Origin of the sequence: Bradyrhizobium sp. 149, assembly GCF_023073915.1 — a bacterium.
In the GTDB taxonomy this organism is placed as follows: domain Bacteria; phylum Pseudomonadota; class Alphaproteobacteria; order Rhizobiales; family Xanthobacteraceae; genus Bradyrhizobium.
The window spans coordinates 867893-880945 of the sequence record NZ_JADPKK010000023.1; the positions used below are offsets into that span (position 1 = coordinate 867893).

A 13053-nucleotide genomic window follows, 5' to 3' on the forward strand; every position below is an offset into this window, starting at 1 on the left:
AGATCACGGTGCGAGGTTTTGCGCCTCACTGCTCCGACACCCGTCATTGCGAGGAGCACTTGCGACGAAGCAATCCAGAGTGCCCGCGCGGAAGATTCTGGATTGCTTCGCTCCGCTCGCAATGACGTGTGTGGGAGCAGTTGCGCGCTCGCTTCGGCAGCACCGTCCGTGGGACAGCGGAACTCATCCCAGCCTGTTATCTGCTATTGACAAACTAATTCGCCATTATCTAATTTGCTGCCACAATAACCGGCTGCACAAACCAGCCCATAAAAGAGAGGGAACGACGATGAGAGGGTTTTTGGCCTGCGCCATGCTCGCGGCCATGACTTGGGCTGCCATAACCACCGTTGCGAACGCGCAAATTTCCGACGACGCCGTGCGGATTGGTGTGCTGACGGACCTGTCGAGCTGGGGCCGCGACAACAGCGGGCCGGGCTCCGTGGAGGCCGCGAAGATGGCGGTGGAGGAATTCGGGCCCACCGTGCTCGGCAAGCCGATCGAGATCATCAGCGCCGACCACCAGATGAAGACCGACGTCGGCGTGCAGATCGTGCGCGGCTGGTTCGACAACGGCAAGGTCGATGCCGTCGTCGACATCCCCAATTCCGGCATCGCGATCGCCGTGCACAATATGGTGCGCGAGCGCAACAAGGTTGCGCTTCTCTCCGGCCCCGGCGCAAGCTCGCTGACCGACGAGCTTTGCAGCCCGAACACCGTGCACTTCACCTACGACACCTACGCGCTGTCGAAGGTGACGGCCTCCGCCGTGATTAGGGAAGGCGGAAAATCCTGGTACTTCATCACCGCCGACTACGCCTTCGGCCAGCAGCTCGAGAAGGACGCCACGCGCTTCATCAACGAGATGGGCGGCAAGGTTCTGGGCGGCGTGAAGCATCCGACCAATACGGCAGATTTCTCCTCCTTTGCACTCCAGGCGCAGAGCTCGAAATCGGACGTCGTCGCCTTCGCCAACGCCGGCCAGGACACGGACAATGCAATCAAGCAGTCGGGCGAGTTCGGCCTGGTCCAAGGCGGCCAGAAGCTGGTCGGCCTCCTGATGTTCGACACCGACGTGCACGCGATCGGGCTCAAGGCTGCGCAAGGCACCTACATGACCACGGCCTCCTACTGGAACATGGACGAGGCGACCCGCGCATGGTCGAGGAAATTCTACGAGCGCACCAAGGTGATGCCGACCATGATCCAGACCGGCGTCTACGGCTCGGTGCTGCATTATCTCAAGGCCATCAAGGCCGCCGGCACCGATGATCCCGCCAAGGCGATGGCCAAGATGCGCGAGCTGCCAATTGAGGATACATTCGTTCATGGCGGACGCTTGCGCGAGGATGGCCGCGTCATTCGCGACATGTATCTCGCCAAGGTGAAAACGCCCGAGCAGTCCAAGGAACCCTGGGATTACCTCGAGATCATCAAGACGGTGAAGGGCGAGGACGCCTTCCGCCCGGTCTCCGAGTCCAAATGTCCTCTGCTCAAGAAGTGAGGCCTGCATGACCGGCAACGAGCGCAACGCAAGTGAGACTTACGAGTGCGATGTGCTCGTGGCCGGATCGGGCGCATCCGGGATGTCGGCCGCGATCACCGCGCGCTATCGCGGTCTCGACGTCCTGATCGTCGAGAAGGAACCGCGCTTCGGCGGCACCACCGCCCGCTCCGGCGGCTGGCTCTGGATTCCCGGCACCTCGCTGGCGCGCGCTTACGGCATCGAAGAGACGCCGGAGCAGGCCCGCGCCTATCTGCGGCACGAAGCAGGCAACAACTTTGACGCCGCCCGCGTCGATGCATTCCTGAGCGCCGGGCCCGAGGCGGTCGATTTCTTCACCAGCAAGACCGCGCTCCGTTTCGACATGCCGCTGGTGTTCCCGGACTATCACGCCGAGGCGCCCGGCGGCACCCAGGGTGGCCGTTCGATGGTCGCACGCCCCTTCGACGGCCGCGAGCTCGGCGACGAGATCAAGACGTTAGGTGCGCCGCTGCCAGAGCTGACCGTATTCGGCATGATGCTCGGATCCGGCAAGGACATCGTCCATTTCATGCGCGCGACAAAGTCGCTGACCTCGGCGGTCTATGTCGCAAAGCGCCTGTCGCGGCATCTGATGGACGTGCTGCGCTACGGCCGCGGCATGACGCTGACCAACGGCAATGCGCTCGCCGGTCGACTGGCAAAATCCGCGCAGGATCTGAAGATTCCGATGTGGCTGTCCGCGCCGGTGCGCGAGCTGACGGTCGAGAACGGCGCCGTCACCGGCGCCATCGTCGCTCGCGAGGGACGCGACGTCCGCATTCGTGCAAGGCAAGGCGTCGTGCTCGCCTGCGGCGGTTTCCCGCACGATATCGAACGGCGCAAGAAGATGTTTCCACACGCGCCGACCGGCAAGGAGCATTTTTCGCCGGGACCGAGCGGCAACACCGGCGACGGCCTTCGCCTTGCGGAAAGCGCCGGCGGACATGTCGAGGACCGCCTGCCGAACGCTGCAGCCTGGGTCCCGGTCTCGGTCACCAAGCGCAAGGACGGCTCAAACGGCGTGATGCCGCATTTCATCGACCGCGCAAAACCCGGTGTGATCGCGGTGATGCGCGACGGCAAGCGCTTTGCCAATGAAGGCAATTCCTATCACGACTTTGTTCAGGCCATGGTCAAGGCGGCGAAGCCCGGCGAGGAGATCGCGGCGTACCTGGTCTGCGATCACCAGGCCCTGCGCAAATACGGCCTCGGCTGCGTGCCGCCATTCCCGATGCCGCTGGGTCATCATCTCGAGACCGGCTATCTCATGCGCGGCGAGACGCTGGAGGCGCTCGCGGCAAAAGCGGGCATCGACGCCACGGCGTTCGTCGAGACCGTCAAGCAATTCAATGCGACCGCACCGCAGGGCCATGATGCGGCCTTCGGCAAGGGAACAAAAGCCTATAACCGCTACCAGGGCGATGCGCTGCACGGCCCGAATCCCTGCGTCGCGCCGATCGAGAACGGTCCGTTCTACGCCATCAAGATGGTGGTCGGCGATCTCGGCACCTATGCCGGCATCGTCACCGACGAGAACGCGCGGGCGCTCGATGCGGAGGGACGGGTGATTCCGGGGCTCTATGCCGCCGGCAACGACATGGCGAGCATCATGGGCGGCAATTATCCCGGTGCAGGCATCACGCTTGGGCCGGCGCTGACCTTCGGCTACATTGCCGGCCGTCATCTCGCCGACAGCGCCGCCAAGCGCAACGCAGCGTAAGCGAGCCGGACGCCAGGAGGCGCATGAAGACAGAGAGTCGCGGCATCCAGTCGATCGAGGTCGGCGGAGAATTGCTCCGCGCGCTTGCGAGATGCGGCGAGCCGATGATGCTGCGCGATCTCGCCCGCGAGGCCGGCATGACGCCGGCCAAGGCGCATCCCTATCTCGCCAGCTTCTCCCGCATCGGCTTGATCGAGCAGGACGAGACCACCGGCCGGTACGAGATCGGCGCGTTGGCGCTGGAACTCGGCCTGATCAGCCTGCGCCGCCTGTCCGGAGTCCGTATCGCCGGACCGAAGATCGCGGCGCTCGCAAGTCGCATTGGGCATGCCGTCTCGCTGGCGGTCTGGGGCACGCACGGCCCGACCGTGGTGCAGCTTGAAGAGCCTGGCCAGCCCGTGCACATTGTCATGCGTGCCGGCTCGGTGATGGCGCTGCTGGAGACGGCCACGGGCCGGGCCTTTGCGGCCTTCCTGCCGGAGAAAACGATCAACGCCGCACTCGAAAGCGGCCTCGATCGCCACGGCGTCGGCTACAATCCGAAGCGCACCGTGAAAGGCGCGAAGGTCACCGACATGCTCACCGAGGTCCGCAAGCACGGCCTCGCCCGCGCGCTCGGCGATCCCCTGCCCGGCGTCAATGCATTCTCCGCGCCGGTGTTCGACCATTCCGGCCATGTCGCGCTGGTGATCACCGCGATGGGGCCGGAAGGCACGTTCGATGCCCGCTGGGACAGCCCGATCGCGCACGCGCTGCGCGACTGCGCCGGCGGCATTTCGAAACGGCTGGGTCACGGCATGACCGTTGCGGCGGGGTGATCTATTTATCCTTGACCGGCACCGTGTAGTTCAGGATCAGCCGGCCGCCATCGGGATAAATCGTCTGCCCGGTGATGTACGATGCATCGTCGCTAGCAAGAAACGCCACGACGGAGGCCACCTCGCCCGGCTCGCCGCCGCGGCCGGCCGGCGTGCGCGACAGCACCGTCTTGCGGGCATCTTCCGACGTGTAGATCGCGGACGCCACCATGTCGGTGAGGATCGTGCCGGGTCCGACGGCCACCACACGAATGTTGTGCGGGGCGAGCGCGACGGCAGCCACTGATGTGAGCTGCTTCATGCCGCCCTTGGAGATGGCATAGGTCGCAAGGGTCGGGATCGCCAGCAGTGCATTCACCGAAGACATGTTGATGATCACCCCGCCGCCGCCTTGCGCGATCATTTGCTTCGCCGCCGCCTGCACCCCGAAGAACGCCCCCTTCAGATTGATGGCGATGACGTCGTCGAAATCCTGCTCGGAGATATCCAGAATGTCCTGGTTGCGGGCAACGCCGGCGTTGTTGACCATGATGTCGAGCCGGCCGAATTCCTTCACGGCGGTTGCGACGAGTTGGTCGACATCGGGACGCCTGGCGACATTGCCGACGACGGTACGCAATGCATCCGGCCGCGCGAATTCGGCGGCCGTCGCGGCCAAACCGTCAGCATCGACATCCGAGATGACGACTTTGACGCCATCATCCAGGAATCGTTTCGCACAAGCCTTGCCGATGCCGCGCGCCGCGCCGGTGATGGCGGCGACCTTGCCGGTTAGTTTCATGGTCTCACTCCAGGATAGCTGCTTCGCGGCAGACTGTCGCCGGGAGAGAAACCCGGCTCAGGCCGCCGCGAAACCAAGATGAGCACGGAACCGGTTCTTGATAAAGACGGCATCGCGCGAGGGCAGCGAGCGCGGCGGATTTTCGGCCAGAACCTTGATGACAAAAAGCCGCGGTCCATCGGACGGCTCCACGAGCTGCCGCGCGAGGCGCTCCACTTCCTCGAGCGTGCGCAGGGTCGCGGTCCCAACAAAGCCGCAGGCCGCCGCAATCGCCGTGAGGTCGACCCCGCGGCCGGTGTGGCTGGCCTGCATCCCGGTCTCGCCAAAATGCTGGTTGTCGATCACGACGATGTCGAGATTGCGCGGGCGCGCGACGCCGATGGTGGCCATGCCGCCGATGCCCATCAACTGCTCGCCATCACCAGTCAAAGCGAGGACGCGCTTTTCCGGCTGGGCTTGGGCGAGGCCAAGCCCGATCAGGGCGGCGCCGCCCATGGCGCCCCAGAGATAGAAATTGCCGTCATGGTCGCCGACCGAATGAAGGTCGTAGGTCGGCGAGCCGAGACCGGACACGACTAGCGTGTCCTTGCGATTCTTCAAGAGCGCGGCGACGGCGGCGCGGCGGTCGAGTTGAGCTTGCATTGGCATCACCACTTCTTCTTGCCGATCAGGCGCTGGCCGATCAGCACCGCGATCTGTTGATCGGAATCGTAGGCGAGCGCTGCGGCCGATTCCACCGTCTCGACCAGATCCTCCGCCGTCTCCGCCCGCATCACCTTCAAGCCGATAGCCTCCAGTGAGGGCTGCGTCGCCCGGCTCATCGGCACCTGCCACGGATTGAACTCGGCCCATTCGCCGCGCATCGTCACCAGCATCAGCAGTGGAAATCGTCCGATCGCCGACAGCGACAGCATGTTGATGCAATTGCCGACCCCGCTCGACTGCATCAAGAGCACGCTGCGCTGGCCGCCGAGCCAGGCGCCGGCGGCAATGGCCACGCCCTCCTCTTCCGTCGTCAGCACATTGGTGGTGACGTCGCGGTCCGCGGAGAACAGGCGGATGAGCTGGCTGTGGCCGGCATCGGGGACGTACGACATCTGCCGCACGTCGGCGGCTTTTAGGATGCGGTAGAGCTCGGATGGCCAGTCGTCGCTTGCGTGCGCTTCGGGATTGGGTTGAGGGGGGTGCACCGCGTGTCTCCGTCACATTCGAGCAGAACGCTAGCGATATTCGTCCGCGAAGGCGCTGACCGTCTGGCACGACCAGCTATCGAGAAATTGTATAGCTGCCGCAAGCCCGATGCACGTTGCAACGCCCTCTCCCCTTGTGGGAGAGGGCATCACCGCAAGGAGACACGAACTCACTGGGGTGAGGGGTATGTCTCCGCGAGCGCACCTGTTTCATGGAGAGAGACCCCTCATCCGGCGCTTCGCGCCACCTTCTCCCACAAGGGGAGAAGGGAGGACCGTCGCTTTGGCTTGCAGCTCAGTTCACCGTAGAGCTCGTCATCGCCGGCATATAGATTTGCGCGTAGCCTTCCTTCATCGCGGAGGTGATGCAGTCGATAGGCAGCTTCTCGACCTCTAACCAAACCGACGCGGTCGCAGTCCGGCATGAAACCACGTAATCATGGAATAGATATCATAGACGGGCAATCCGACCTCGGCTTGAAGCGCCGCCGCATAAGGCGGCATGTTGGTGCATTCAAGCACGATCGCGCCGACATCGGGATTCCCGGCGACCAGCTCCTTGCCGGCCTCGACCACGTCGCGCTCGGCCTGCGCGATGTCCATATCGTCCTTCTCGGCCTTGATCAGGACGCGGAAGAACTCCTTGCCGTTCTCGGTGCCGACCAGCGGGGTGTCGAGCGGCACGCCGGCGCCTTCGAGATGGGCCGGCGTCAGGGCCGAGCCCGACACCGTGACAAGGCCGACGCGCTTGCCCGGCGGCAAGGTCGCCTGCACCCACGGCACCTGCATCAGTGACGAGGTCGCGACGGGGACGCCGACCGCGGCTGCGATCTCCTTCTGAAACAGCGAGAGGAAGCCGCAATTGGTGGTGATGGCTTCGGCCCCGAGCCGCACAAGATCCTTCGCCGCGTCGATGAAATCCGGCAGCAGACCGGCCGCGCCGTTCAGCACCACTTTCTCCGGCGAGGCGCCACTCACCACGCGATAGAGCACGGGAAACGGCCAGGTGGTGCCGTTGCCCATGTCGCCGGGAATACGGGGAAAGCGCGCCTCCAGCATCAGGATGCCGAGCGGCGCCCCATAGATGGCCTTGCCGCCGCGGGCGATTCGGGATGACGAGTTGGCTGGAGCGGTCATGGTGCGATCTCAGAGGAAACGGTCGGGCGCGAACGGTGCGAGCGGAATTTCCGGTGGCTTGCCGCTGAGAAGCTGGGCGACGAGACGGCCGGTGCGGGCCGAGCCGACCAGGCCGATATGACCGTGGCCGAAGGCATAAACGATGTCGCGCGAGGCCCGCGCGTAACCGATGCAGGGACATCCGTCCGGCATGCTCGGCCGATGGCCAAACCAGGTCTTGATGCGCGAAGCCGGAATGTCCGTCGGCAGTTTCGGGAACATGCTGAAGAGGTTGTTGCGCAGAATCTCGGCGCGCATCCAGTTCGGCGCAGCCTCGAGGCCCGCGATCTCGACCGTGCCGGCGGCGCGCAAACCCTTGTCGGTCCAGTTCACCACCATCTTCGCATCCGAAGCCATCATCGAGCTGCGTGGCCCCGTTTCCGGATTCTCGATCATGACGTGATAGCCGCGCTCGGTCTCCAGCGGCAGCGGATCGCCGACCGACGCGGTGAGCCGCTTCGAACGGGCGCCGGCGGCAATCACCGCGGCATCGCAGGCAATCTCGCCGGTCTCGGTCAGGACAGCCACGAGCTTGTTGCCGGAGAGCTTGAGCCCCGTCGCCTTGGCCCGCACCAGCTTGGCGCCGCTTGCCAGCGCATGTTGCGCGAGGGCTGCGATATAGGCTCCGGGGTCGCGGCAGCGCCCGGCCTCCTCCACCACCACGCCAAACGTGTAGCGCGGATGCAAATCGGGCTCACGCTGACGCATCTCGTCGGCCGAAAGCTCCAGCCATTCGACACCGACGCGCTTGCGCACGCGCCAGCCGGGATCTTCGTCGAAATTGCCGCGCGACGGGAACACATGCATCACGCCATTGCGCTCGATCAGTTCAGGGACGCCCGCCTCCTCCGCGAGCTTCCTGTGCAACAGCGGCGCGTCCTTCAGGAGGTCGCGCAGCGCAAAAGCCGTCTTCTCGACCCGCGCCTCGGTCCAGCCCGAGAGCAGGTATTTGATCAGCCAAGGCAGCGCCTTCGGCAGATAGGACCAGCGGATCGCGAGCGGTCCGAGCGGGTCCATCAGATAGCCAGGCACCTTCTTCCAGACGCCGGGCTCAGCCGGCGGGATCACCGAATGCGAGGAGAGCCAGCCGGCATTGCCGTAGCTCGCCGCCTGTTCGCCACCGGGCTCGCCCGGATCGATCAGCGTGACATGATGTCCCTCGCGCAGCGCTTCGATGGCGCTGATCACGCCGACCGCGCCGGCACCGATGATGGCGACGTGGCGGCTTTGCGACATCGTTTAAGCCTTCACCGCAGGGGCAAAGTCCTTGCCGACCGACATCGCGCGCGGATCGATGATGCAGTGGAGGATCGACGGCTTGCCCGAGGCGAGCGCACGCTCGAAGGCCGGTGCGAACTCTTCGGTACGCTCGACGCGCTCGCCATGGCCACCGAACGCTTTTGCGTACATCGCAAAATCCGGGTTCTTGAGCTGGGTGCCGACCACGCGACCGGGATAATCGCGCTCCTGGTGCATGCGGATGGTACCATATTGCGCATTGTCGACGACGATGACGACGAGGGCTGCGTCGTATTGCACGGCGGTCGCGAACTCCTGGCCGTTCATCAGGAAGCAGCCGTCGCCGGCAAAGGCTATGACGGTGCGATCCGGAAATTGCCGTTTGGCAAGCACCGCCGCCGGCACACCGTAACCCATCGAGCCCGAGGTCGGCGCGAGCTGCGCGGCAAAGCTGTGGAAGCGGTGATGACGGTGGATCCAGCCGGCATAGTTGCCGGCGCCGTTGCAGACGATCGCGTCCTTGGGCAGGCGGGCGCGCAGCCAGGTCATGACCTGGCCGTACTGGAACGTGCCCGGCAGCTCGCGTGCCTTGTCGGTCCAGGCCAGATAATCGGCATGCGCCTTGGCCGCTTCACCCTTCCACACCAGCGCCCCGGCGGGCTTCAGCGTCTCGACTGCGGCGGCGAACGCGGCCGGCGTGGCCTGGATCGCGAGCGCCGGCTGATAGACGCGGCCAAGCTCTTCCGAACCCGGATGCACGTGGATCAGCTTCTGCTGCGGAGTCGGAATATCGAACAGCGTGTAGGACGAGGACGGCATTTCCGACATGCGGCCGCCGATGAGCAGAATGACGTCGGCGCCGTCGACGCGCGCCTTCAGGCCCGGGCTCGGGCCGATGCCGAGATCGCCGGCATAGTGGGAGTGATCGGCGTCGATCAGCGAGGCCCGGCGGAACGAGGTCGCGACCGGCAGGTCGAACCGTTCGGCAAAGCGCGCGATGCTCCTGGTCGCCTCATCCGTCCAGCGCGAGCCGCCGAGAATGACGAGCGGCGCCTTGGCGCTGGCAAGCATCGCGCCAACCCGCTCGATATCAGCAGGCGCCGGCCAGCTCACGGCTGGCTCGATCCGCATGGCGTCGGCAACGGCAGCAGTCTCGGTCAGCATGTTCTCGGGCAGGGAGATCACCACGGGACCGGGACGGCCCTGCATGGCGACGCGGAAGGCGCGCGCGACCAGCTCCGGAATGCGGTCGGGCCGATCGATCTCGACCGCCCATTTCGCCATGGTGCCGAACACCGCCTTGTAGTCGAGCTCCTGGAACGCCTCGCGCTCGCGCATGCCGGTGTCGACCTGGCCGACGAACAGGATCATCGGCGTGGAATCCTGCATCGCGATGTGGACGCCGTGGCTGGCATTGGTGGCGCCGGGACCGCGGGTGACGAAGCAGATCCCGGGGCGGCCGGTGAGCTTGCCATAGGCCTCCGCCATCATCGCAGCCCCGCCTTCGGCGCGGCAGATCATGACGTCGATCGGGCAGTCATGCAGCGCGTCGAGCGCCGCGAGGTAGCTCTCGCCCGGCACGCAGGTGACGCGCTCGACACCTTGCGCGACCAGCTGATCGATCAGGATCTGGCCCCCGGTGCGGGTGTTGCGAATGGTCATGACGGCTCCCTCAGGCTTTGGCGATGCGCTTCGCAGCTTCGCGAAAAGTTGGTTCGGGGCTGGCGTAGGACAGGCGGAAACAAGGTGCAAGGCCGAAACCGCGGCCCGGCACCACGGCCTCGTCATGCCTCTCCGGCAAATGGCGGCGGCAGCGCTGTCTGTCCCGGGCGTCAACCGCAGAGCACGGACCGTACCCTCGCCGTCATGCCCCTTTGCGCTGCCGCGCGCTCGCCAGCAGCACCAGCATGAAGGAGGCCGCCGTCATCAGCGTCGAGATCGCGGCGATGGTCGGGTCGATCTCGTCGCGGAGCGCGGTGAACATGCGCTTGGTCAGCGGCTGATACTGGCCGCCGGAGATGAACAGCGCGACGATGGTCTCGTCCATCGCCGAGATGAAGGCGAAGATGCCGCCCGCGACCACGCTGGACTTGATCTGCGGCAAGGTCACCGCGAAGAAGCTGCGCAAGCGGTTCATGCCGAGGCTGCGCGCCACCATTTCCTGCGCGGGGTCGAAGCTCTGCAACCCCGCAAGCACCGAAATGATGACGTATGGCAGCCCCAGCATCACGTTGGCGAGCACCAGGCCCGGCAGCGTCGCGACCAGGCCGACTTTGGCATAGACGAAGAAGATCCCGACGGCGGTGATGATGATCGGTACCACCAGCGGCAAGAGCAGCATCATGTGGACGACGCGCATGATCCGCAGCTTCGACTGGCTGATGGCATAGGCCGCGGAGACGCCGAGCGGCGTCGCGATCACCACGGTCAGGAGCGCGACCGTCAGCGTCACCCGCGTCGCCTGCATCCAGGCGGGGTTGGCGAAATATTGCTGATACCAGCGCAGCGAGAACGACGGCGGCGGGAACGTCAAAAAGCGCGCGCTGGAGAAGGAGATCGGCGCGATGATCAGCACCGGCAGGATCAGATAGACCAGCACCAGCGCGCTGATCACATAGAGGGCAAGCCGGGCGGGCGACAATCGCATCATTTCTGCCCCAAAATGCGATCGAGCGAGATGAAGCGGCTGACGACGGCAAAAATCAGCAGCACGCTGGCGAGCAGCACGACGGCAACCGCGCTCGCAGCGCCGAACTGATTGTAAAGCTCGACATTGCGGCTCACCAGCATCGACACCATCACCGTGCGGCCGCCGCCGAGCAGCTCCGGCGTGATGTAGAAGCCGAGGCAGAGCACGAACACCATGGTGCAGCCCGCGAGCACGCCCGGCAGCGACAGCGGCAGGAAGACGCGGACGAAGGTGAGCGACGGGCTCGCCCCCAGGCTGGCGCCGGCCTGCATGAGGTCGCTCGGGATCTTCTGCATGGTGGCGTAGAGCGGCAGCACCATGAACGGCAACAGGATGTGTACCGTCGCAACCACCGCGCCGAAAGTGTTGTGAACCAGCGCGAGCGGCTCGCTCGTCACGTCGAGATAACGCAAAAGCTGGTTGATCACGCCGGTGCGCTGGAGCAGCGCCAGCCAGGCATAGGCACGCACCAGCACACCGGTCCAGAACGGCAGCACGACCAGCGACAGGATGAGAATGCTCCATCCCTTCGGCACCGAGTTGGCGAGGTAGGCCACGGGATAGCCGAGCAGCAGCGCGATTCCCGTGACCGCGAGGCTGATCTCGAAGGTCAGCGCAAAGCTGCGCCAGTAGATGTCTTCGGTGAAGACGCGGCGATAGTTCTCCAGCGTGAAGCCGTCATGGTAGATCGACTGCCAGGCGAGCCAGCCGACCGGCAGCACGATCAGAGCCAAGATCACCAGCAGCGCCGGCGACACCAATGCCAGCATCAGGCCGTGCTCGCGGCGCTGTTGCTTTTGGGAGGGATCCGGCGTGGATGTCATCGACGCGGCCTCGCTTCGCCTACTTCTGCATGAACGACGCCCAGCGCTTCTCGGCGGCTTCGCCCGCCGGCGACGACCACCACGCGTAGGACATCAGTGCCTGCTTGGCCGCATTGACGGGCTCACTCGGCAATTGCGCGGCGCGCTCGGGCTTGATCACATTGGTCTCGAAAGCCTTTGGATTTCCGGGACCGTAGTCGATATGCAGCGGCAGATTGGCCTGGTGCACGGGATCGACGGCCTCGTTGAGGAATTTGACGGCCGTCTCGAGGTTGGGCGCGCCCTTGAGGATGCAGAGCGAGGTGCTTTGCAAAACGCCCTGGTTGTAGGTGAAGGCGACCTTGGCGCCTTCCTTGGCGACCGCGCTGACGCGGCCGTTCCAGGCCATCTCCATGTCGACCTCGCCGTCATTGAGAAGCTGCGCCGACTGTGCGCCTGATGTCCACCACACCGTGATGTGCGGCTTGATCTCTTCCAGCTTCTTGAAGGCGCGGTCGACGTCGAGCGGATAGAGTTTGTCGGGCGCGACTCCGTCGGCCATCAGTGCCGCCTCGAGCGTGGCGATCGGGTGGTTGCGCAGCGCCCGGCGGCCGGGGAATTTCTTGACGTCCCAGAAATCGACCCAGCTGTTCGGCGCGTCCTTTGGAAACGTTTTCTGGCTGTAGGCCAGCACGCTGGAATAGAACTCGTACGACACCGAATAGGGGTTGCGATACGCTTCAGGCATCGCTGCTGCGTTCGGAATCTTCGAGAAGTCGAGCTTCTCGATCAGCCCCTGCTCGCCGCCGCGCAGGCAATACCCGGTCGGGGTGTCCACGACGTCCCAGATCGGCTTGCCGCTGCCGACTTGCGTCTTGATCGCGGGCCAGGCATCGGGAATCGAGTCCTGGTTGATGGTGATGCCGAGCTTCTTGGCGGAGGGATCGAGGATCGCCACCGTCTGCGCCTGCTGGTAGGCGCCGCCCTGCGAGACGAAGGTGATTTGTTCGGCGGCGTTCGCGGCGGTGCCGCTGAGCGTGAGCGCGCCGAGTGAAGCGCCCAACAGGGCGTAGCCAAATCCAGAATTCAGTTTCGTCATCATCCTCGCCTCC

At 64.9% G+C, this 13053-nt stretch carries 12 protein-coding genes; 3 read left to right on the forward strand and 9 right to left on the reverse strand.

Features of this window, described 5'->3' with window-relative positions; all coding sequences use genetic code 11:
- Positions 1–289: 289 nt before the first annotated feature.
- From IVA88_RS31895 to IVA88_RS31905, 3 genes are read left to right on the forward strand one after another with little or no spacing between them, the layout of a single operon-like run.
- Positions 290–1504, forward strand: a complete 1215-nt coding sequence (locus IVA88_RS31895; protein ID WP_247501140.1) for an ABC transporter substrate-binding protein — start codon at positions 290–292, stop codon at positions 1502–1504.
- 7 nt (positions 1505–1511) lie between these two features.
- A complete protein-coding gene (locus IVA88_RS31900; RefSeq protein WP_247501141.1) occupies positions 1512–3245 on the forward strand; it encodes an FAD-dependent oxidoreductase in 1734 nt (577 codons plus the stop codon).
- A gap of 23 nt (positions 3246–3268) precedes the next feature.
- Positions 3269–4063: an IclR family transcriptional regulator gene (locus IVA88_RS31905; protein WP_247501142.1), complete on the forward strand. Its 795-nt coding sequence runs from the start codon at positions 3269–3271 to the stop codon at positions 4061–4063.
- Between the two features lies 1 nt (position 4064).
- Here IVA88_RS31905 and IVA88_RS31910 read toward each other — a convergent pair whose 3' ends face one another.
- The 9 genes from IVA88_RS31910 to IVA88_RS31950 form a co-directional block, all read right to left on the reverse strand.
- Positions 4065–4844: an SDR family oxidoreductase gene (locus tag IVA88_RS31910; protein ID WP_247501143.1), complete on the reverse strand. Its 780-nt coding sequence runs from the start codon at positions 4842–4844 to the stop codon at positions 4065–4067.
- Positions 4845–4901: 57 nt separating this feature from the next.
- Positions 4902–5492, reverse strand: a complete 591-nt coding sequence (locus IVA88_RS31915; RefSeq protein WP_247501144.1) for a thiamine pyrophosphate-dependent enzyme — start codon at positions 5490–5492, stop codon at positions 4902–4904.
- Positions 5492–6034, reverse strand: coding sequence for a thiamine pyrophosphate-binding protein (locus IVA88_RS31920; protein ID WP_247501145.1), 543 nt, complete (start codon positions 6032–6034; stop codon positions 5492–5494). The genes IVA88_RS31915 and IVA88_RS31920 overlap by 1 nt, the downstream gene beginning before the upstream one ends.
- Before the next feature lie 393 nt (positions 6035–6427).
- Positions 6428–7171, reverse strand: coding sequence for an aspartate/glutamate racemase family protein (locus tag IVA88_RS31925; protein ID WP_247501146.1), 744 nt, complete (start codon positions 7169–7171; stop codon positions 6428–6430).
- A 9-nt stretch (positions 7172–7180) separates the two neighbouring features.
- A complete protein-coding gene (locus IVA88_RS31930) occupies positions 7181–8446 on the reverse strand; it encodes an FAD-binding oxidoreductase (RefSeq protein ID WP_247501147.1) in 1266 nt (421 codons plus the stop codon).
- Between the two features lie 3 nt (positions 8447–8449).
- On the reverse strand, positions 8450–10111 hold the full coding sequence (locus tag IVA88_RS31935) for a thiamine pyrophosphate-binding protein (RefSeq protein WP_247501148.1): 1662 nt from the start codon (positions 10109–10111) through the stop codon (positions 8450–8452).
- 202 nt (positions 10112–10313) lie between these two features.
- Complete coding sequence (locus IVA88_RS31940) at positions 10314–11099, reverse strand: ABC transporter permease (protein WP_247501149.1); 786 nt, start codon at positions 11097–11099, stop codon at positions 10314–10316.
- Complete coding sequence (locus tag IVA88_RS31945) at positions 11096–11962, reverse strand: ABC transporter permease (protein WP_247501150.1); 867 nt, start codon at positions 11960–11962, stop codon at positions 11096–11098. Before IVA88_RS31945 ends, IVA88_RS31940 begins: the two co-directional genes overlap by 4 nt.
- 19 nt (positions 11963–11981) lie before the next feature.
- On the reverse strand, positions 11982–13043 hold the full coding sequence (locus IVA88_RS31950; protein WP_247501151.1) for an ABC transporter substrate-binding protein: 1062 nt from the start codon (positions 13041–13043) through the stop codon (positions 11982–11984).
- Between the last annotated feature and the right edge of the window lie 10 nt (positions 13044–13053).